This is a genomic window from Streptomyces bicolor (assembly GCF_000719285.1).
In the GTDB taxonomy this organism is placed as follows: domain Bacteria; phylum Actinomycetota; class Actinomycetes; order Streptomycetales; family Streptomycetaceae; genus Streptomyces; species Streptomyces bicolor.
The window spans coordinates 1-20,451 of the sequence record NZ_JOFS01000019.1 but is presented as its reverse complement, the minus strand read 5'-3'; the positions used below and the strand labels follow the sequence as shown (position 1 = coordinate 20,451).

Sequence of the window (20,451 nt, the reverse complement as noted above, 5' to 3'; positions counted from 1 at the left end):
GGCCTATCCCAGAGGATGCGCCGCCAGCAGTTCCCCCAGCGCCTCCTCGTGCGCCGCCGCCGGGCCGAGCGCCAGCTCCAGGTGCTTGGCCCAGGCGTGGTACCGGTGCAGCGGATAGTCGACGTCGGCGCCGAAGCCGCCGTGCAGATGCTGGGCCGTCTGCACGATCCGCCGTACGCCCTCCGAGGCCCAGATCTTGGCCACGGCCACATCCCCGGAGAGGGGCAGCGCTCCCGGCGCCCTCGACGCCATCCGCCACGCGGCCTGCCACAGGGTGGCCTCCATCGCGCGCAGGTCGATGTAACGGTCGGCGGACTGCACGGCGACCGCCTGGAACGTGGCGATCGGATGCCCGAACTGCTCCCGCTTGCTCGCGTACTCCGAGGTCATCCCCAGCACCCGCTCGCCCAGCCCGAGCGCCAGCGCACACGTCCCGGTGGCGAGCAGCTCCCGCAGCCACTCCCACGCCCCCTCGGCGTCGACGACATCGCGCGCCGCGAGCCGCACCGACTCCAGCCGCAGCTCCCCCAGCCGCTCCCCGCTGGTCGAGAATTGCTCGGAGAGCGAGGCCCCCTCGGCAGCGCGCGGTACCAGCGCGAGGACGGTCCGGTCGTCTGCCGTGCGGGCCGGCACGACGACGAGATCGGCGTCGTACGCCCAAGGGACCATGGTCTGCACGCCGTCCAGGACCCATCCGGCACCGTCCTGCCGGGCGGTCACCGCGAGCTCGGCCGGGTCGTGACCGGTGCGGCCGTGCGCGGCGACCGTCAGCACGACCTCACCGCGCCCGGCCCGGGCGAGCAGCCCGTCCTTCAGCTCGGGGCCGCCGTACGCCTGGACGGCCGCCATCGCCGCGCTGCTCTCCAGCAGCGGCACGCGTGCGAGCACCTTCGCCGACTCGCGCAGCACCAGGCACAGCGCGACCGCGTCGAGGCCGGCCCCGCCGTACTCCTCCGTGAGGAGCAGGCTGAGCAGGTCCGCGTCCGCGAGCCGGCCCCACAAGGGGCGGTCGAAGTCGTCGGCGACGGCACCCGGCGTGAGCGCCGGGGAGGGCACGGCGTCCGGCGCGACCCCCGCGAACACCCCGTGCGCCGCCTCGGCCGCCGCCTGCTGCTCCTCGGTGAAGGTGAAGTCCACGGTCCCTGCCCTTCCACACGTCCGCACCCACAGCGATCTGACGGAGCGTCAAGATAGAACAGGTTCTAGAAGAAGGGAATGCTCCTCGGGGAGAGCCATGTGTGAGGGTCTCGTAGGGCCCACGTCGGATCCCCCGGGACCTCCGTGGGAACCGCTGGGACCCCCGTATGGTGTGGACAACGGCAGCCCGACAGGGGGTGTGCCCGGCGGGTGGGCCTGAGTACCGTTCCGGTGCGAGCGCCGAGGGAAGACGGACCGGGATCGGGGAACGAAACGGAAATGGCAGACGCGCAGGACGCAGGCTTGGCCGCCCGGCAGGGGCCGGAGGAGGAGCCGCAGGCCGCCCCGTCCGCCGTCGTGCCCTCGCCCGCGCCTCCCGCTGCCCCCGTTCCGTCGCCGTCCTCCGAGACCCCGTCGCCGTCACCTGAACCGCGAACCGGCGTGGCCGCCCTCTCCCTGCGGTACCAGATCGGCGCCGCCCTGGCCCTCGCGGTCGTGGCGATCGCCGTCTGTGTCCACATCGGCATGGTGTTTCTGCACGTGGCGCCGCCGAACACGGTCACCAAGCAGCACGGCAAGGCGATCGACGACTGGATATACCCGGAGTTCGAACAGAACTGGAAGCTGTTCGCCCCCAACCCGCTGCAGCAGAACATCGCGGTGCAGGTCCGGGCCGAGATCAACACGGCCGACGGCGACGTCCGCACCACCGGCTGGCACGATCTGTCCGCCGAGGACGGCCGGGCCATCGACGGCAATCTGCTGCCCAGCCACACCCAGCAGAACGAGCTGCGCCGGGCCTGGGACTTCTTCGTCGCCACGCACGACGCCCAGAACCGGCCCGTGGGCGTGCGCGGCGCCCTGTCCGAGACCTATCTGCGGCACATAGTGCAGCAGCGCCTCGAGCGCGCGACCGCGGCCGGCGAGGGCGGCGTCATCGAACGCGTCCAGGTCCGCTCCCGCACCACCAACGTGCCCCCGCCCGAGTGGAGCGACGAGCAGGTCTCGGACAAGCCGACCTACCGCGTGCTGCCGTGGTGGTGGGTCCCGGAGGACGGTGACGACGCCGGCGCCGAAGCCGCTGACGGCACGGGCGAGGCGGCCCGTCGTTCGGGCGCGGCCGCGGGAGGCGAACGGTGAACCGCATCTCCCTCGCGATCTCCTCCGGCATCGCCCGCGTCACCGAGTCGGCCCTCGGCCCGTACCAGACGGCCGTCATCCGCATCGGCTTCACCGCGACCTGGCTGCTCTTCCTGCTGCGCGAGTTCCCGCACCGCCAGGAGATGTACGGCCCCGACGGCGCCTGGCACTTCGATCTCGCCCAGCAGCTGATCGGGACGAACGGCGCCTTCACCGCCCTGATCTGGTCGAGCAGCCAGTTCTGGTTCGAGTCCGTCTACGCCTTCGCCGTCCTGACCAGCGTGCTGCTGCTGCTCGGCTGGCGCACCCGCACGATGTCGGTGCTGTTCATGGTCGGCGTGCTCTCGCTGCAGAACCGCTCGGTCTTCATGGGCGACGGCGGCGACAACGTGCTGCACCTGATGTGCGTCTACCTCGTGTTCACCCGCTGCGGCCAGGTCTGGTCGCTGGACGAGCGCCGGGCCAGGCACGCGCGCGAGGCACGCGCGCGTGGAGAGCGGGTCGCACCGGACCGGGTGGGCCCGGCCCTGTGGGGCGTGCTCGGGTTCGCGCTGGTCGCGGTGACCGCGGCCGGCCGCCTGGACGGCGACCTGACCGTGCCGGTGATCCTGTGGGCGGTCTGGCTCGGGCAGGCCGTGTGGTGGATCGTGGACCGCCGGGCGCGGACCGCCCAGCCCCGCATCCTGCTCGACGTCGTCGGCAACGTCGTGCACAACGGCGCACTGCTGGTGATCATGGCCGAGGCGTGCCTGATCTACGCGACCGCCGGCTGGTACAAGATCCAGGGCTCCCGCTGGCAGGACGGCACGGCCGTCTACTACCCGCTGCACCTCGACTACTTCTCGCCCTGGCCCGCCCTGGCCGACCTGCTGTCGTCCAGCGGCACGATGGTGATGCTCATCACGTACGGCACGGTCATCGTGCAGGTCGCCTTCCCGTTCACGCTGTTCAACCGGCGGGTCAAGAACGTCCTGCTCGCCGCGATGATCACCGAGCACGCCGTGATCGCGGTCGTCCTGGGCCTGCCGTTCTTCTCGCTGGCCATGATCGCGGCGGACGCGGTCTTCCTGCCGACGTCGTTCCTGCGCCGCCTGGGCGACTGGGCGGCACGCGCGCGTGGCGGGCTTTCGCGTCGGCTGTCGTCTCTGGTGCGGCGCGGCGACGGCCGTAAGCCGCTCTCGGGGACGCGCACCCCGGAGAACCCCGAGCACGCGCACGTAGGCTTCACGGCATGACCGTGACCTCCTGGAACCGGCTCGCCGAGAGTTCCGTCCTGCTCGACGGCTTCCACGCCCTCAAGCACGCCGTGCGCTTCGGAGCCGAAGTCCCGGTGGCGGTCGCCGTGGACCGGGAGGCCGCGCTGGCCCTCGCCGACGAGCTGGCCCCGGACGTACGGGACGCTCTGGAGGCGCTCCTGACGGAGGTCCCGGAGTCGACGTACACGTCCCTGGTGCCGCGCCCGCATCCCACCGCCGTGGCGGCCCTGGCCGTACGACCGCCCCGCCTCGCCAACCTCGAGAAGCTGGCGCACACCCCGCGCACCGCCCCGATCGTGGTCCTCGACAACCCCCGCAACCTCGGCAACGCGGGCGCCGTGATCCGCCTGGCCGCCGGCTTCGGCGCGACCGGCGTGGTCACCACCGGCACGCTCGACCCGTGGCACCCCACGGTCGTACGCGGCGGGGCGGGCCTGCACTTCGCGACGGCGGTGGAGCGGCTGGCGGTGCACGAGCTGCCACCGGGCCCGCTGTTCGCCCTGGACCCGGAGGGCGACGACATCCGGGGCATGAAGCTCCCGGATGACGCCGTCCTGGCCTTCGGATCGGAGCGCAGCGGCTTGTCGGCCGAACTACGCGCGCGTGCCGACCATTTGCTGGCCCTGCCGATGCGCCCCCAGGTCTCCAGCTACAACTTGGCGACGAGCGTGGCGATGACGCTGTACCACTGGAGTCTCGCCGGGGGCGCTGTCAGCGCTTAGGGCCTGTCCGGCGGATCATGCCGGCGTCGCGGGGCCTAGGCCTCCCGGCGCACCTCGACAACCCGGAATCGGTTGGCGACGAACGCCCCGTCGCACAGGGCCGAGTTGGCCGCCGGGTTGCCACCCGACCCGTGGAAGTCGGAGAACGCGGCCGTCTGGTTGACGTACACCCCGCCGGTGAGGTTGAGGGACAGCTGCGCCGCCTCCTCCAGGCACGCCTCCTGCACCGCCTGCTCGACCTCCTCGTCCGTGGTGTACGCCCCGACGGTCATCGCACCCTTCTCGCGCACCGTCCGCCGCAGCAACTCCACCGCGTCCGCTGCCGAGTCCACCGCCACGGCGAACGACACCGGCCCGAAGCACTCGCTCATGTACGCGGCCTCGTCATCCGGCTTGGCCCCGTCCAGCTTCACGATCACCGGCGTACGGACCACCGCGTCCGGGAACTCCGGGTTGGCGATCTCCCGCGAGGCGAGGGCGACTTCGCCCAGCCCCGCCGCGGCCTCGAGGCGGGCCTTCACATCGGGGTTGACGATCGCGCCGAGCAGCGCGTTCGCGCGGGCGTCGTCGCCGAGGAGACCGTCGACCGCGCGGGCGAGGTCGGCGACGACCTCGTCGAAGGTCCTGGGGCCCTCCTCGGTGCGGATGCCGTCGCGGGGGATGAGCAGGTTCTGCGGGGTGGTGCACATCTGGCCGCTGTACAGGGACAGCGAGAAGGCCAGGTTGGACAGCATGCCCTTGTAGTTGTCGGTGGAGTCGACGATCACCGTGTTGACGCCGGCCTTCTCCGTGTAGACCTCCGCCTGGCGGGCGTTGGCCTCCAGCCAGTCGCCGAACACGGTCGAGCCGGTGTAGTCGATGATCCGGACCTCGGGGCGGGTGGCCAGGGTCTTCGCGATGCCCTCGCCGGGCCGCTCGGCGGCCAGTGCGACCAGGTTGGGGTCGAAGCCCGCCTCGGCGAGCACCTGCCGCGCGACCTGCACGGTGAGCGCGAGCGGGAGCACCGCGCGCGGGTGGGGCTTCACCAGGACCGCGTTGCCGGTGGCCAGGGAGGCGAACAGGCCCGGGTAGCCGTTCCAGGTCGGGAAGGTGTTGCAGCCGATGACCAGGGCGATCCCGCGCGGGACCGGCGTGAACTGCTTGGTCAGCGCCAGCGGGTCGCGCTTGCCCTGCGGCTTGGTCCACTCCGCGGTGTCGGGGGTGCGGACCTGCTCGACGTACGCGTAGGCCACCGCCTCCAGGCCGCGGTCCTGCGCGTGCGGCCCGCCCGCCTGGAAGGCCATCATGAAGGCCTGGCCGGACGTGTGCATGACGGCGTGCGCGAACTCGTGCGTCCGGTCGCTGATCCGCTTGAGGATCTCCAGACAGATCACGGCGCGCATCTCCGCGCCCGCGTCCCGCCACTGCCGCATGCCGGACCGCATGGCCGGCAGCAGCTCGTCGAGGTTCGCGTGCGGGTACTCGACGCCCAGCTCGATGCCGTACGGGGAGACCTCGCCGCCCACCCAATCGTCCGTCCCGGCCTGACCGAGGTCGAGGCGGTTGCCGAGGAGGGCGTCGAAGGCGGCCTTGCCCGCCGCCGCGTCCAGGCTGCCGTTCTCGCCGTAGGCCTTGGGGTGCTCGGGGTGCGGGGACCAGTACGCGCGCGTGCGGATCGCTTCCAGCGCCTGGTCGAGAGTGGGCCGGTGCTTGGCGATGAGCTCGTGGGTGGTCAGTTCGGCGGTGGCCATGCGGGACCAACTCCTCGTTTCCTGAGCTCTCCGTCGAGCTCATGACCTGGGCAGAAACATGGGCGGGAACAGCCAGTCAGAGTTAGAGTAACCGAACGATCGGTCGGTTCAAGGGGGTCCGCCGCATCTGTGGAAAACCCCGTGCGGGAGGATCGCGCACATGACAGCACTCGACCTCAGCAGCCCCGTGGCCGTCGTCGGCACCGGCACCATGGGCCAGGGCATCGCCCAGGTCGCATTGGTCGCGGGCCATCCCGTAAGGCTGTACGACGCCGCTCCCGGGCGGGCCCAGGCCGCGGCCGACGCGATCGGTGCCCGTCTCGACCGGCTCGTCGAGAAGGACCGCCTCACCGGCACCGACCGCGACGCGGCCCGCGCGCGGCTGCTGCCCGCCGAGTCGCTCGCCGACCTCGCGGACTGCGCCCTCGTGGTGGAGGCCGTCCTGGAGCGCCTCGACGTCAAGCAGGAGCTGTTCCGAGAGCTGGAGGGCATCGTCGGCGACGACTGCCTGCTCGCCACCAACACCTCGTCCCTGTCGGTCACCGCGATCGGCGGCGCCCTCGCCAACCCGGGCCGTTTCGTCGGCCTGCACTTCTTCAACCCCGCGCCGCTGCTGCCGCTGGTCGAGGTCGTCTCCGGTTTCGCCACCGACGTCACGTCGGCCACGCGCGCGTACGAGACGGCACGCGCCTGGGGCAAGACGCCGGTGGCCTGCGCCGACACCCCCGGCTTCATCGTCAACCGCATCGCCCGGCCCTTCTACGCCGAGGCCTTCGCCGTCTACGAGGCGCAGGGCGCCGACCCCGCCACCATCGACGCGGTCCTGCGCGAGTGCGGCGGCTTCAGGATGGGCGCGTTCGAGCTCACCGACCTCATCGGGCAGGACGTCAACGAGTCCGTCACGCACTCCGTGTGGCAGTCCTTCTTCCAGGACGTGCGCTTCACGCCGTCGCTCGCCCAGCGGCGCCTGGTCGAGTCGGGCCGGCTCGGCCGCAAGAGCGGGCACGGCTGGTACGACTACGCCGAGGACGCCGAGCGCGACGAGCCGCACACCGCGGAGCAGGTCCCCCAGCCCGCCTACGTCGTAGCCGAGGGGGACCTGGGCCCGGCGTCCGAACTGCTCACGCTGATCCGCGAGGCGGGCATCCCCGTGCGCGAGGAGGACGAGGACCACGGCACCCGCCTGGTGCTGCCCGGCGGTGGCCAGCTCGCCCTCGCCGACGGCCAGACCTCGGTGGAGTTCCGGGACGTGGTCTACTTCGACCTCGCTCTCGACTACCGCCGGGCCACCCGCATCGCCCTGTCCGCCTCCCAGGACACCTCGCCGCAGACCCTGGCCGAGGCCACCGGTCTCTTCCAGGCACTCGGCAAGGACGTCAGCGTCATCGGCGACGTCCCCGGCATGATCGTCGCCCGTACGGTCGCCCGCATCGTCGACCTGGCGCACGACGCCGTCGCCAAGGGTGTGGCGACCGAGGAGGACATCGACACCGCGATGCGCCTGGGGGTGAACTACCCGCTCGGCCCCTTCGAGTGGAGCCGCAGGCTCGGCCGCAACTGGGCGTACGCCCTCCTCGACGACCTGCACCTGCGCGACCCCTCCGGGCGCTATGCGCCGTCCCTCGCGCTGTACCGCCACGCGTACGCCTCCGACAAGCGGGAGGGCAGCACCTCATGACCACGGCCAAGCGCGACACGTACACCCCGGAGACGCTGCTCTCCGTCGCCGTGCGGGTCTTCAACGAGCGCGGCTACGACGGCACCTCCATGGAGCACCTCTCCAAGGCGGCCGGCATCTCCAAGTCGTCGATCTACCACCACGTCACGGGCAAGGAGGAACTGCTGCGCCGTGCCGTCAGCCGGGCGCTGGAGGGGCTCTTCGGGATCCTGGACGAGGAGCCCGCGCGCGTGGGGCACACCGCCGACCGCCTGGAGTACGTCGTACGGCGCATGGTCGAGGTGCTCATAACCGAGCTGCCCTATGTGACGCTGCTGCTGCGCGTGCGCGGCAACACCGAGACCGAGCGATGGGCCCTGACCCGGCGCCGCGACTTCGATCACCGGGTCGCGGACCTGCTGAAGGCTGCCGCCGCCGACGGGGAGGTGCGCGCCGACGTGGAGGTGCGGCTGGCCACCCGGCTCGTCTTCGGGATGATCAACTCGATCGTGGAGTGGTACCGCCCCGACGGCCGCGGCATGAACGAGCGCGAGGTCGCCGACACGGTGGTGCGGCTGGTCTTCGGGGGACTGCGCAAGGAGCACTGACGGTCGCGTCGGTCCGGCCGGCGGTCGGACCGCACGCTCAGCCCTGCGGCTCCAGGTCCTCCTCCTCGAACACCAGCAGCGTGCGGGTGCTGAGCACCTCGGGGATCGCCTGGAGGCGGGTGAGGACCAGCTCGCGCAGGGCGCGGTTGTCGGGGGTGTGCACGAGGAGCAGGACGTCGAAGTCGCCGCCCACCAGGGCGATGTGCGCGGCGCCGGGGAGTTGGCGGAGCTGTTCGCGGACCGTGCGCCAGGTGTTCTGGACGATCTTCAGGGTGATGTACGCCGAGGTGCCGTGGCCCGCGCGCTCGTGGTTGACGCGGGCGCCGAAACCGCGGATGACACCGTCCTCGACGAGGCGGTTGATGCGGGCGTAGGCGTTGGCGCGCGAGACATGGACCCGCTCGGCGACCGACCGTATCGACGCGCGGCCGTCGGCCTGGAGCATCTGCAGGATGTCCTGATCGATGGCGTCGAGCGGACGCGGGGGCGGCAGGGGGGTGCCCTCTTCCGGGCTCTCGGCCATTTGTTCAGGCGCCATGTCCCCCCACCTTCCCGCCGTGGACGTACTGCGTTCATTGGAGGCTGTGGAGAACCGTTTGTCCACAGCCTCAGGGGGCCTGTAGCCAAAATGTGCCGACGACCGAACAATCGGTAGGTGAGGCGCATCACCGTTGCTGCGCCTCCCGTAGCCGCTCCCACGAGGAGGTGCCGTCATGACGGTCATGGAGCAGCGAGGCGCGTATCGGCCATCGCCGCCGCCCGCCTGGCAGCCCCGTATGGACCCCGCGCCGCTGCTGCCCGACGCCGAGCCCTACCGCGTCCTCGGTACGGAGGCGGCCGCGAAGGCCGACCCGGGCATGCTGCGCCGGCTGTACGCCGAGCTGGTGCGGGGCCGTCGGTACAACGCGCAGGCGACCGCGCTCACGAAGCAGGGCCGCCTCGCGGTGTATCCGTCCAGCACCGGCCAGGAGGCCTGCGAGGTCGCCGCCGCGCTCGCCCTCGAGGAGCGCGACTGGCTCTTCCCGAGCTACCGCGACACCCTCGCGGCCGTCGCACGCGGCGTGGATCCCGTCGAGGCCCTGACGCTGCTGCGCGGCGACTGGCACACCGGCTACGACCCGTACGAGCACCGCGTGGCCCCCCTGTGCACGCCGCTCGCCACCCAGCTCCCGCACGCCGTGGGCCTGGCGCACGCCGCCCGCCTCAAGGGCGACGACGTCGTCGCGCTCGCCATGGTCGGCGACGGCGGCACCAGCGAGGGCGACTTCCACGAAGCGCTGAACTTCGCCGCCGTGTGGCAGGCGCCGGTCGTCTTCCTGGTCCAGAACAACGGCTTCGCGATCTCCGTCCCGCTCGCCAAGCAGACCGCTGCCCCGTCGCTGGCCCACAAGGCCGTCGGCTACGGCATGCCCGGCCGCCTGGTCGACGGCAACGACGCGGCCGCCGTGCACGAGGTGCTGAGCGACGCCGTACGGCACGCGCGTGCGGGCGGCGGACCGACGCTGATCGAGGCGATCACCTACCGCATCGACGCGCACACCAACGCCGACGACGCGACCCGCTACCGGGGCGACTCCGAGGTCGACACCTGGCGCGGGCACGACCCGATCGCGCTCCTGGAGCACGAGCTGACCGAGCGCGGCCTGCTCGACGAGACCGGCAAGCAGGCCGCGCGGGACGCCGCCGAGGCGATGGCCGCCGACCTGCGCGACCGCATGAACCAGGACCCGGTGCTCGACCCGATGGACCTGTTCACGCACGTGTATGCCGAGCCCACCGAGCAACTGCGCGAACAGCGTGCCCAGTTGCAGGCCGAGCTCGACGCCGAGCACGGCCATCAGGAAGGTGCGCACCGATGACCACCGTCGCCGTCAAGCCGGCCACCATGGCGCAGGCCCTCACGCGCGCGATGCGCGACGCCATGGCCGCCGACCCCACCGTGCACGTCATGGGTGAGGACGTCGGCACCCTCGGCGGTGTCTTCCGGGTCACCGACGGGCTCGCCAAGGAGTTCGGCGAGGACCGCTGCACGGACACGCCGCTGGCCGAGGCGGGGATTCTGGGCACGGCCGTGGGCATGGCCATGTACGGCCTGCGCCCGGTCGTGGAGATGCAGTTCGACGCGTTCGCCTACCCGGCGTTCGAGCAGCTCATCTCTCACGTGGCGCGCATGCGCAACCGCACCCGCGGCAAGATGCCGCTCCCGATCACCGTCCGCGTCCCCTACGGCGGCGGCATCGGCGGCGTCGAGCACCACAGCGACTCCTCCGAGGCGTACTACATGGCGACTCCGGGGCTCCATGTCGTCACGCCCGCGACCGTCGCCGACGCCTACGGGCTGCTGCGCGCCGCCATCGCCTCCGACGACCCGGTCGTCTTCCTGGAGCCCAAGCGTCTGTACTGGTCGAAGGACTCCTGGAACCCGGAGGATCCGCGGACCGTTGAACCGATTGGCCGCGCGGTGGTGCGGCGCTCGGGCCGGAGCGCCACGCTCATCACGTACGGACCGTCCGTGCCCGTCTGCCTCGAAGCCGCCGAGGCGGCGCGCGAGGAGGGCTGGGACCTGGAAGTCGTCGACCTGCGCTCGCTGGTGCCGTTCGACGACGAGACGGTCGCCGCCTCGGTACGGCGGACCGGGCGAGCGGTCGTCGTGCACGAGTCGGGCGGGTTCGGCGGCCCGGGAGGGGAGATCGCGGCCCGGGTCACGGAGCGCTGCTTCCACCACCTGGAGGCGCCGGTGCTGCGCGTGGCCGGGTTCGACATCCCCTACCCGCCGCCGATGCTGGAGCGTCACCACCTGCCCGGCGTGGACCGGATCCTGGACGCCGTGGGGCGTCTGCAGTGGGAGGCCGAGAGCTGATGCCACAGGTGTTCGAGTTCAAGCTCCCCGACCTCGGGGAGGGGCTCACCGAGGCGGAGATCGTCCGCTGGCTGGTGGAGATCGGTGACGTCGTCGCCGTCGACCAGCCGGTCGTCGAGGTCGAGACGGCCAAGGCGATGGTCGACATCCCCTGCCCCTACGCCGGCGTGGTCACGGCCCGCTTCGGCGAGGAGGGCACGGAGCTGCCCGTCGGGGCGCCGCTGATCACGGTGGCGGTGGGGGCGCCCGCCGCCGGCGGTCCGGCCGAGGCGCCGGGCGGGAGCTCGGACGAGGGCTCGGGCAACGTCCTCGTGGGCTACGGCACCGGTGCGCCCCCGGAGCGGCGCAGGCGGGTGCGGCCGACCGCACCGATGACACCGACGGGACGCCCGTCGGCCGGGGCGGCGAACGGTACCGCCGCGCGCGAGGCCGCGCGGACGGCCGCTCGTGAGGGCACGCCGGCCCCCGAGCACGCCGCCACCGGCGTGGCACGGCCCGTCGGCACAGGAGCCGCGGCGGGGCACGGCCGTGACGCGGCACCGGCCCACGACGAGACCCGCAGCGAGGGCCCCGTGCCCGTGATCTCGCCCCTCGTCCGCCGACTCGCCCGGGAGAACGGCCTGGACCTGAGGGAGCTGCACGGCTCCGGGCCGGACGGGCTGATCCTGCGGGCCGATGTGGAGTACGCGCTGCGGGCCGCCGAGGCGCACGAACGGACGACCCAGCCGTCGGCCGAGCCGCACACGCGCGTGACGCCGGTCACTCCGGCTCCCTCCGTGCCCGTTGCGCCCGCGCAGACCCCCGTCCGCTCCTCCGCCCCGCCCGGCGGCATCCGCACCCCTCTCAAGGGCATCCGCGGCGCCGTCGCCGACAAGCTCTCCCGCAGCCGGCGCGAGATCCCGGACGCGACCTGCTGGGTGGACGCCGACGCGACCGAACTCATGCGGGCGCGGGCCGCGATGAACGCCGCAGGAGGACCGAAGATCTCCCTCCTCGCCCTGCTGGCCCGTATCTGCACCGCCGCCCTGGCCCGGTACCCGGAGCTCAACTCCACGGTCGACATGGAGGCCAGGGAGGTCGTCCAGCTCGACCAGGTGCACCTCGGATTCGCCGCACAGACCGAGCGCGGGCTCGTGGTGCCGGTCGTGCGTGACGCCCACGCGCGGGACGCGGAGTCGCTGACCGCGGAGTTCGCCCGGCTGACCGAGGCGGCCCGCACGGGCACCCTCACACCCGCGGAACTCACCGGCGGCACCTTCACGTTGAACAACTACGGCGTGTTCGGTGTCGACGGCTCCACGCCGATCATCAACCACCCCGAGGCCGCGATGCTCGGTGTCGGCCGCATCATCCCCAAGCCCTGGGTGCACGAGGGCGAGCTGGCGGTGCGGCAGGTCGTGGAACTCTCGCTCACCTTCGACCACCGGGTCTGCGACGGCGGTACGGCAGGAGGCTTCCTGCGGTATGTGGCGGACTGCGTGGAACAGCCGGCGGTGCTGCTGCGCACGCTGTGACGGCCGGCCGACCGGCGCGGTTCCGGCGGTCGGCTGCCCCCGCGCGTTCCCTGTGATCGCGGGGGCACGCATACTCGGGGGGTGACCGCGTACGAACCGCCGGGCCCGCGAGGCGCCGCCGACGCCCCGGGCGACGCCTGGCAGGACGCCGGGCACGACATCGCGTACGACGCCGTCGTGCTCGCCGGCGGTGCCGCCCGGCGACTCGGCGGTGCGGACAAGCCCGGCGTGCTTGTCGGCGGGCGGGCCCTGCTCGACCGGGTGCTCGCCGCCTGCGCCGACGCGCGCACGACCGTCGTCGTCGCCGACCCCCGGCCGACCGCGCGGCCCGTGGCCTGGGCCCGGGAGGACCCTCCCGGTGGCGGCCCGCTCGCCGCGCTCGACGCCGGGCTGCGGCACACCACGGCCGAGCGGGTCGTCGTCCTCTCGGCCGACCTGCCGTTTCTCGACGAGGGCACGGTCGGGCGGCTGCTGGCCGCCCTGCGCACCAGCGGCACCGACGGCGCGCTACTCACCGACGCCGACGGCCGCGACCAGCCGCTCGTCGCCGCATACCGCTCGTCCGCGGTGCGCCGCGAACTGGCGTCACTCGCCGACGTCGGCGGCCGTCTCACCGGCCTCCCCCTGCGCCGGCTGACCGGCGCACTCGACCTCACCCGCGTCCAGGACCCCGTCGCGTCCTTCGACTGCGACACCTGGGACGACATCGCCACCGCCAGGGCACGTATCAGGGAGCATGGGCACGTGTTGGATGAATGGATTTCCGCAGTCAAGGACGAACTGGGCGTCGACCTCGACGTCGACACCAAGGTCCTGCTGGACCTCGCCCGCGACGCTGCCCACGGCGTGGCACGGCCCGCGGCCCCGCTGACCACCTTCCTCGTCGGATACGCGGCGGCACAGGCCAAGGGCGGTGAAGGAGGCCCCGAAGCCGTCGCCGAGGCATCCCGCAAGGCCACCGCCCTCGCCCTCCGCTGGGCGGAAGAGGCCGCCGGCGAGCCGGACGTGGCCCCCGACGCCACCCCCGACACCCGCCCGGACGCCGGATGACCGCCCGCGGCATCCAGGCGGACGAGGACGCCGAGGACCTCGACGTCGAGGAGGTACTCGCCCTCGTGAAGGAACACAAGGAACACAACGGCCACTCCACCGCCGACGACCACGCGCCCGCTCCCACCTCGCACACCCCGGGCTCCCACCACACGGACCGCCACCACCAGGCCACCCCCTGGCCCGCCGCGCGCGAGATCGCGGCCCGCGCCGCCCGGACCGCTGCCCGCTCCGGCCACCGCGCACCCGTCTCCGTGCCCCTCGACGCGGCCCTCGGTCTCACCCTGGCCGCCCCCCTCACCGCCCTCACCGACCTGCCCTCCTTCGACACCTCGGCGATGGACGGCTGGGCGGTCGCGGGCCCCGGCCCCTGGGACGTACGGGAGGAAGGCGTCCTGGCCGGGCACGGCGAGCCCGAGCCGCTCACCGACGGCGAGGCCGTCCGTATCGCGACCGGCGCCCGTATCCCCCCGGACACCACCGCCGTCCTGCGCAGCGAGCACGGCCGCATGGACAGCAAGGACCGCCTGTATGGCACCCGGGAGCTCGAGCCCGGCCAGGACATCCGCCCACGCGGCCAGGAGTGCCGTAACGGCGACCAACTGCTCGCCACCGGCACCCTCGTGACCCCGGCCGTGCTCGGCCTGGCCGCGGCCGCCGGATACGACACCGTCACCGCCGTCCCCCGCCCTCGCGTCGAAGTCCTCGTCCTCGGCGACGAGTTGCTGACCGAAGGGCTGCCGCGCGACGGCCTGATCCGCGATGCTCTCGGCCCGATGCTGCCGTCCTGGCTGCGCGCACTGGGCGCCGAGGTCACCGCACTGCGCCGGCTCGGCGACGACGCCAAGGCCCTGCACAAGGCCCTCACGCGCTCCGACGCCGACCTCATCGTCACCACGGGAGGTACCGCGGCCGGCCCCGTGGACCACGTCCACCCCACCCTGCAGCGCATCGGCGCCGAACTCCTGGTGGACGGCGTCAAGGTCCGCCCCGGCCACCCGATGCTGCTGGCGCGCACCAAGGAGAACCAGCACCTCGTCGGACTGCCGGGCAACCCCCTCGCCGCCGTCTCCGGCCTGCTCACGCTCGCCGAACCCCTGCTGCGCACCCTTGCCGCCCGCCCGGCCCCGGAGCCGTACACGCTGCCCCTGAGGGAGGCGGCGCACGGGCATCCGTACGACACCCGGCTCATCCCCGTCGTGCTGCGTGGCGACCATGCCGTGCCGCTGCACTACCACGGGCCGGCCATGCTGCGGGGCATGGCGGCGGCCGACGCCGTCGCCGTCGTACCGCCGGGCGGTGCCCGTGCCGGTCAGGAGACGGAGCTGCTCGACCTGCCCTGGGCGACGGCCGGCATCGAGGTGTGTTTCACGTGAAACTTCCGGGCCACGACGCGATCGCACGTCAGGCGGACGAGCGCGTCGAGACCTATCGGGTCAAGCTCCCGAAGAAGATCGTGGAGCATCCGTTCCGCCAGGTCGCCAAGCGGGTCGTGCTGGCCCTGACGCTGCTCGTCCTGACCGCCGTGATCGTCTACGCCGATCACGAGGGCTACAACGACAACTCCGACGGCTCCGTCGACTTCCTCGACGCCTGCTACTACGCGACCGTCACCCTCTCCACCACCGGATACGGCGACATCACCCCGGTCAGTGACGCCGCCCGGCTCACCAACATCTTCGTCATCACGCCCATGCGGGTGCTGTTCCTGATCATCCTGGTCGGCACCACGCTGGAGGTCCTCACCGAACGGACCCGGGAGGAATGGCGTCTGACCCGCTGGAGGTCCACCTTGCGCGATCACACCGTCGTCGTCGGCTTCGGCACGAAGGGGCGGTCGGCGATCCAGACGGTCTGCGCGACGGGCCTGAGTAAGGACCAGGTCGTCGTGGTCGACCCGAGTTCCAAGGTGATCGAGGCGGCGGTCGCGGACGGATACGCCGGGGTCACGGGGGACGCGACGCGCAGCGAGGTCCTGAAGCGGGCCGAGGTGCAGAAGGCACGGAAGATCATCATCGCGACCCAGCGCGACGACACCGCCGTCCTGGTCACGTTGACGGCCCGGCAGCTCAATCCCGGCGCGAAGATCGTGGCAGCCGTGCGCGAGGAGGAGAACGCGCCGCTGCTGAAACAGTCCGGCGCCGACGCGGTCATCACCAGCGCCAGCGCGGCCGGCCGGCTGCTCGGCCTCTCCGTGCTCAGCCCCGCTGCCGGCATGGTTCTGGAGGACCTGATCCAGCAGGGCAGCGGGCTCGACATCGTCGAACGGCCGGTCACCAAGGCCGAGGTGGGCCGGGGCCCGCGGCAGCTGGACGACCTGGTGGTGAGCGTCGTACGCGGACACCGGGTGCTCGGATACGACGATCCGGCCGTCGGGACACTGGAGTTGACGGACCGGCTCATCACGATCGTGAGGGCGACGCCGAGCACTCAGGTCGCACCGGATGACCGGCGTCTGCCCCCAGGGATGAAGCCCATCTGACGGCGGGCTCGACTACTTGCGGTTGTACAGCCGCATCGTGATCGGCCCGAAGACCAGCACGAACAGTCCCGCCCAGCCCAGCGACCAGGCGATCTCGTCCGCCGGCCAGTCACCCGCCATCAACTCGCGTACGGCGGAGGAGAGATGGGTGATCGGGCTGTTGTTGACGAAGGCCTGCAGCCAGCCCGGCATGGTCCTCGGGTCGACGAAGACGTTGGACAGGAAGGTGAGCGGGAAGATCACCATCATGCTGACGCCCATCACCGACTTCTCGGAGCGCAGCATCAGCCCGAACATCGTCCAGATCCACGAGAAGGCGAAGGAGAAGACGACCAGCAGCGCGATCCCGGCGAGCACTCCGCCGACCCCGCCGTCCGGGCGGTAGCCGAGGATGATGCCTACGGTGAGCATCACGACGGAGGCGATCGTGTAGCGCAGGGCGTCGCCGAGCAGATAGCCGACCATGGTCGACGGCCGCCAGATGGGCAGCGACCGGAAGCGGTCGAAGACGCCCTTCTCGATGTCGGTGTTCACCGAGACGCCGGTGTACATCGTGATCATCACGACCGACATCACGAGAATGCCCGGCAGCAGGAACTGGATGTACTCCTTCGGGGACCCGGCCAGGGCGCCCCCGAACAGGTACGTGTACATCAGCACCATCATGATCGGGAACGCGGTGACGTCGAAGAGCTGCTCCGGGACGTGCTTGATCTTCAGGACCGCCCGCCAGCCGAAGGTCATGGAGGCCGACCAGGCGCTGGGTCGGGGCGGCCGCTCCCCGGCGACGAGCAGTGCGGCGAGCGACTCGGTGCTGACCGGGGCGAGGTCCTTGTTCTCGGTGGTCGTGGCGGTGCTCATGCCGACACCTCGTCCTTCTCGTCGTCGGTCTTGCTGTTGGTCTTGTCGTCGGCGTCGCGGGATTCGTGGGTGTCGTGTCCGGTCAGGGCGAGGAACACCTCGTCCAGGCTGGGCTGCCCCAGCGAGAAGTTGTCGACGGTGATGCCGGCGCGGGCGAGTTCGTTCAGCGCGCGGGCGGCCTGCTCGGCCGCGCTGTCGTCGCCGGCCGCCGCGCTCAGGCGGGCGGTGAGGGCCACCGGATCGTGTTCCTGCTGCACATGCGCGTCCAGGGCGCGGACCAGCAGCTCCGCCGCGAGGGGCCGCTGGGCGGGGTCACGCAGCCGCAGATGGACGGAACCGGCGCCCACGGACGCCTTCAGCTCGCCCTTCGTCCCCTCCGCGATGACCTTGCCCTGGTCGATGACGGCGATACGGGACGCCAGTTGGTCGGCCTCGTCCAGATACTGCGTGGTCAGCAGCACGGTCGTGCCCTGGGAGACGACCGCGCGGACGATGTCCCACACCTGGTTGCGGCTGCGCGGGTCGAGACCGGTCGTCGGCTCGTCGAGGAAGAGCAGGTCGGGGGTGTTGAGGATGGACGCGGCGATGTCGATACGGCGCCGCATGCCGCCGGAGTAGTTCTTGACCTGCTTCCCGGCCGCATCGGTCAGCCCGAAGGCCTCCAGGAGCTGCGCGGAACGCTCCCGCGCGGCCTGCTTGCCGTGTCCGAGGAGCCGGCCCAGCAGGACCAGGTTCTCGGTGCCGGTGAGGTCCTCGTCCACGGAGGCGTACTGGCCGGTGAGACTCACGCGTCCGCGCACCTCGTCGGCCTCACGCACGACGTCGTGGCCGAAGACATGGGCCTCACCGCCGTCGGGTCGCAGGAGGGTGGCGAGCATCTTCACCGTGGTGGTCTTGCCGGCGCCGTTCGGGCCGAGGACGCCGTAGACCGTGCCGGCCGGAACCGCGAGGTCCACGCCGTCGACGGCCCGTGTCTCACCGAACGTCTTCACCAGGCCGGCGGTCTCGATGGCGAGACCGGACGTCGTCTGCGTGCTCATGTTTCGGGGTCCTTCCGAGGGGGCCTTCCGCGTTCTTGGGCTACGCATGGGGAGACTTTTACGGTCGCGCAAACTCATCGGTGGCGCACAGGATTTTCGAAGGACCGGTCCAAGGTCCGAGGGGCATGGGGCCGGGGACCGAGGTGGGGGCTCGGACTCGGGCAGGAGGGCGGAGCGTTGGCCAGGATCGGAGTACGCCGACCGGGACGCGGGGGCCGAGGGGTAGCGTCCGTGCCATGCATGCGATCACGATTCCCGAACCTGGTGGGCCCGAGGCGCTGGTGTGGGACGAGGTCCCCGATCCGGTGCCCGGTGAGGGCGAGGTACTGGTCGAGGTGGTGGCCGGGGCGGTCAACCGCGCCGACATCCTGCAACGCCAGGGCTTCTACAACCCGCCGCCCGGCGCCTCCCCCTACCCCGGCCTGGAGTGCTCCGGCCGGATCGCCGAGCTCGGCCCCGGCGTCGCCGGCTGGGCCGTCGGCGACGAGGTGTGCGCGCTGCTCGTGGGCGGCGGCTACGCCGAGAAGGTCGCCGTACCGGCCGGACAACTGCTGCCGGTGCCCAAGGGGGTGAGCCTGACCCGGGCCGCCGCCCTGCCCGAGGTGGTCTGCACGGTCTGGTCGAACGTCTTCATGATCGCCCACCTCAGGCCCGGCGAGACCCTGCTCGTGCATGGCGGATCCAGCGGCATCGGCACCATGGCCATCCAGCTCGCCAAGGCCGTCGGCGCCAAGGTCGCCGTCACCGCGGGCAGCAAGGAGAAGCTCGACCGGTGTGCCGAGCTGGGCGCCGACATCCTGATCAACTACCGGGAACAGGACTTCGTCGACGAGGTCAAGAAGGCCACCGACGGGGCCGGTGCCGACGTCATCCTCGACAACATGGGCGCCAAGTACCTCGACCGCAACGTCCGGAGCCTCGCCGTGAACGGCCGCCTCGCCATCATCGGCATGCAGGGCGGCGTCAAGGGCGAGCTCAACATCGGCGCGCTCCTAGCCAAGCGCGGCGCCATCAGCGCGACCTCGCTGCGCGCCCGGCCGGTCGCCGAGAAGGCGGCGATCGTGGCGGCCGTACGCGAGCATGTGTGGCCGCTGCTGGACGCCGGCCATGTACGCCCGGTCGTCGACCGCGAACTCCCGATGAGCGACGCGGCCGAGGCCCACCGGGTGCTGGAAGAGAGCGGGCATGTGGGGAAGGTGCTGCTCGTCGCGCCGTAGGGCTGCGTGAGCGGCGGAGGAGGGAGTCGACGCGATGGGGGTGCCCCCGCGCGAGGTTGTTCGAGCGTGGGGGAGTCGGCGAGTGACGACACCGCGGCTGGGGGTCCCCCACGCCCTTAAGGCAGTGGGGGGTGCGTGCCAGGGCCCGCGACGCCGGCACGATCCAGAAGACACCCCTAGTCGCGCCGCAGCCGGAGACCGACGAAGGCGAGGCCCAGGCCGAGCCCGATGAGCACCAGCCCGCTGCCGAGCGGCAGGATCTGCATCACGGGTTCGGCGGGGCCCTCGGCATGCGCCACGGGCTGCCGTACGGGGTGCGCCGGCGGGGCGGACGGCTCCGTGGAGGCGTCTCGAGCGGGGTCATCGGCGGCACCCTCGCTCTCGGGCGTACTGCCGCCGTCGTCCTCGTCCTCCGCATCCGGCAACGCCGAGCCGTCGCCCTCCTGGTCGCCCTGGTCGCCCGCGTCGTCACGTTCGTCGCCCACGCCGCCGTCCGGCTCGTCCCGCGTCGCCTCCTCGTCCTCCAGCGGCCCCTTCTCCCGCCCCGGCCGCTGCCGCCCCTCACCCGCCCGGCTTCCCGCCCGGGACGGCCCGTCGGAGGGAGCGGGAGGGGAGGTGACGGGTCCGTGAGCGGGGGAGGCGGACGACGCCCTGGGGTCAGCGGACGCTCTGGACTCGGTAGGTTCCCTCGACTCACCAGGCTCCCTGGCCTGAGCAGACGCCTCGGCCTCACCAGACGCCTTCGACTCACCGGAGTCCCGGGGCCTGCCGGATCCCTTGGATGCCTTGGATTCCCTGGCGTCTCCAGAGCCCCGTGGCTCCCTGGATTCCCGGCCCTGCCTGGAATCCCGGTCCTGCCTGGATTCCTCGGTCTTCTTGGACTCCAGAGGCCGCTTGGGGGACTCCGTGGCCTGCCCAGACGAATCCCCGGGGGCGCCTTCGGACGAGCCCGTGGGCGAACCTGTACGCGGGGGAGCCCAGGGCGTGACCGTGGATCCCGAGGATGGCTCGATCGCACCGGCACCACGGGGGCCCACATGGCCGTAGGACACCCCAGTCCCCCACAGGCCCACCACCACACCCACGACCACACCCACGACGGGCACGACCAGCCCTTTCCCCGCCCCCGCCTCCGTCCGTCTCCGCGCCCGCCCCCACGCCCGACCCCCGCCCACCC

General features: G+C 72.1%; 18 protein-coding genes. 12 read left to right on the top strand and 6 right to left on the bottom strand.

The window, feature by feature from the left end; translation table 11 throughout:
- Nucleotides 1-3 precede the first annotated feature (3 nt).
- Complete coding sequence (locus tag IF78_RS0124320) at nt 4-1,137, bottom strand: acyl-CoA dehydrogenase family protein (protein ID WP_031484533.1); 1,134 nt, start codon at nt 1,135-1,137, stop codon at nt 4-6.
- 279 nt (nt 1,138-1,416) lie between these two features.
- Between IF78_RS0124320 and IF78_RS0124315 the strand changes: the two genes are divergently transcribed.
- Genes IF78_RS0124315 through IF78_RS0124305 form a run of 3 tightly spaced genes read left to right on the top strand, consistent with a single transcriptional unit; the run spans nt 1,417 to nt 4,255 of the window.
- Nucleotides 1,417-2,277, top strand: a complete 861-nt coding sequence (locus IF78_RS0124315; protein WP_031484531.1) for a DUF5819 family protein — start codon at nt 1,417-1,419, stop codon at nt 2,275-2,277.
- The gene (locus IF78_RS0124310) at nt 2,274-3,512 is read left to right on the top strand and encodes an HTTM domain-containing protein (RefSeq protein ID WP_031484530.1); all 1,239 of its coding nucleotides are present in this window, start codon (nt 2,274-2,276) and stop codon (nt 3,510-3,512) included. The genes IF78_RS0124315 and IF78_RS0124310 overlap by 4 nt, the downstream gene beginning before the upstream one ends.
- The gene (locus IF78_RS0124305; protein ID WP_031484528.1) at nt 3,509-4,255 is read left to right on the top strand and encodes a TrmH family RNA methyltransferase; all 747 of its coding nucleotides are present in this window, start codon (nt 3,509-3,511) and stop codon (nt 4,253-4,255) included. The genes IF78_RS0124310 and IF78_RS0124305 overlap by 4 nt, the downstream gene beginning before the upstream one ends.
- 35 nt (nt 4,256-4,290) lie before the next feature.
- On the opposite strand, the gene paaN is transcribed toward IF78_RS0124305, so the two are convergent.
- Nucleotides 4,291-5,985, bottom strand: a complete 1,695-nt coding sequence (gene paaN / locus IF78_RS0124300; RefSeq protein ID WP_031484527.1) for a phenylacetic acid degradation protein PaaN — start codon at nt 5,983-5,985, stop codon at nt 4,291-4,293.
- A 160-nt stretch (nt 5,986-6,145) separates the two neighbouring features.
- Here paaN and IF78_RS0124295 point away from each other — a divergent pair, with 160 nt between their 5' ends.
- Together IF78_RS0124295 and IF78_RS0124290 are read left to right on the top strand one after the other, a co-directional pair.
- Nucleotides 6,146-7,663, top strand: a complete 1,518-nt coding sequence (locus IF78_RS0124295; RefSeq protein ID WP_031484525.1) for a 3-hydroxyacyl-CoA dehydrogenase — start codon at nt 6,146-6,148, stop codon at nt 7,661-7,663.
- Complete coding sequence (locus tag IF78_RS0124290) at nt 7,660-8,250, top strand: TetR/AcrR family transcriptional regulator (RefSeq protein ID WP_031484523.1); 591 nt, start codon at nt 7,660-7,662, stop codon at nt 8,248-8,250. The genes IF78_RS0124295 and IF78_RS0124290 overlap by 4 nt, the downstream gene beginning before the upstream one ends.
- A gap of 37 nt (nt 8,251-8,287) precedes the next feature.
- Here the strand turns inward: IF78_RS0124290 and IF78_RS0124285 are convergent, their stop codons facing one another.
- On the bottom strand, nt 8,288-8,773 hold the full coding sequence (locus IF78_RS0124285) for an Lrp/AsnC family transcriptional regulator (protein ID WP_031484521.1): 486 nt from the start codon (nt 8,771-8,773) through the stop codon (nt 8,288-8,290).
- 190 nt (nt 8,774-8,963) lie between these two features.
- On the opposite strand from IF78_RS0124285, the gene pdhA reads away from it, so the two are divergent.
- From pdhA to IF78_RS0124255, 6 genes are all read left to right on the top strand, one after another.
- The gene (gene pdhA / locus IF78_RS0124280) at nt 8,964-10,109 is read left to right on the top strand and encodes a pyruvate dehydrogenase (acetyl-transferring) E1 component subunit alpha (protein WP_031484518.1); all 1,146 of its coding nucleotides are present in this window, start codon (nt 8,964-8,966) and stop codon (nt 10,107-10,109) included.
- A complete protein-coding gene (locus tag IF78_RS0124275) occupies nt 10,106-11,110 on the top strand; it encodes an alpha-ketoacid dehydrogenase subunit beta (protein WP_031484516.1) in 1,005 nt (334 codons plus the stop codon). The genes pdhA and IF78_RS0124275 overlap by 4 nt, the downstream gene beginning before the upstream one ends.
- Nucleotides 11,110-12,624 (top strand): dihydrolipoamide acetyltransferase family protein, encoded by a 1,515-nt coding sequence (locus IF78_RS0124270; protein ID WP_031484514.1) that lies wholly within the window; start codon nt 11,110-11,112, stop codon nt 12,622-12,624. The genes IF78_RS0124275 and IF78_RS0124270 overlap by 1 nt, the downstream gene beginning before the upstream one ends.
- Nucleotides 12,625-12,705: 81 nt before the next feature.
- A complete protein-coding gene (locus IF78_RS0124265) occupies nt 12,706-13,674 on the top strand; it encodes an NTP transferase domain-containing protein (RefSeq protein WP_031484512.1) in 969 nt (322 codons plus the stop codon).
- Nucleotides 13,671-15,050, top strand: coding sequence for a molybdopterin molybdotransferase MoeA (locus IF78_RS0124260; RefSeq protein WP_031484510.1), 1,380 nt, complete (start codon nt 13,671-13,673; stop codon nt 15,048-15,050). Before IF78_RS0124265 ends, IF78_RS0124260 begins: the two co-directional genes overlap by 4 nt.
- A complete protein-coding gene (locus IF78_RS0124255) occupies nt 15,047-16,156 on the top strand; it encodes a potassium channel family protein (RefSeq protein ID WP_037641123.1) in 1,110 nt (369 codons plus the stop codon). Before IF78_RS0124260 ends, IF78_RS0124255 begins: the two co-directional genes overlap by 4 nt.
- A gap of 12 nt (nt 16,157-16,168) precedes the next feature.
- Here the strand turns inward: IF78_RS0124255 and IF78_RS0124250 are convergent, their stop codons facing one another.
- Nucleotides 16,169-17,017, bottom strand: a complete 849-nt coding sequence (locus IF78_RS0124250) for an ABC transporter permease (protein ID WP_031484507.1) — start codon at nt 17,015-17,017, stop codon at nt 16,169-16,171.
- A complete protein-coding gene (locus tag IF78_RS0124245) occupies nt 17,014-18,057 on the bottom strand; it encodes an ATP-binding cassette domain-containing protein (RefSeq protein WP_031484506.1) in 1,044 nt (347 codons plus the stop codon). Before IF78_RS0124245 ends, IF78_RS0124250 begins: the two co-directional genes overlap by 4 nt.
- A 236-nt stretch (nt 18,058-18,293) precedes the next feature.
- Between IF78_RS0124245 and IF78_RS0124240 the strand changes: the two genes are divergently transcribed.
- Nucleotides 18,294-19,274, top strand: coding sequence for an NAD(P)H-quinone oxidoreductase (locus IF78_RS0124240; protein ID WP_031484504.1), 981 nt, complete (start codon nt 18,294-18,296; stop codon nt 19,272-19,274).
- A 176-nt stretch (nt 19,275-19,450) separates the two neighbouring features.
- On the opposite strand, the gene IF78_RS43860 is transcribed toward IF78_RS0124240, so the two are convergent.
- The gene (locus tag IF78_RS43860) at nt 19,451-19,759 is read right to left on the bottom strand and encodes a hypothetical protein (RefSeq protein ID WP_037641121.1); all 309 of its coding nucleotides are present in this window, start codon (nt 19,757-19,759) and stop codon (nt 19,451-19,453) included.
- Nucleotides 19,760-20,451: the final 692 nt, after the last annotated feature.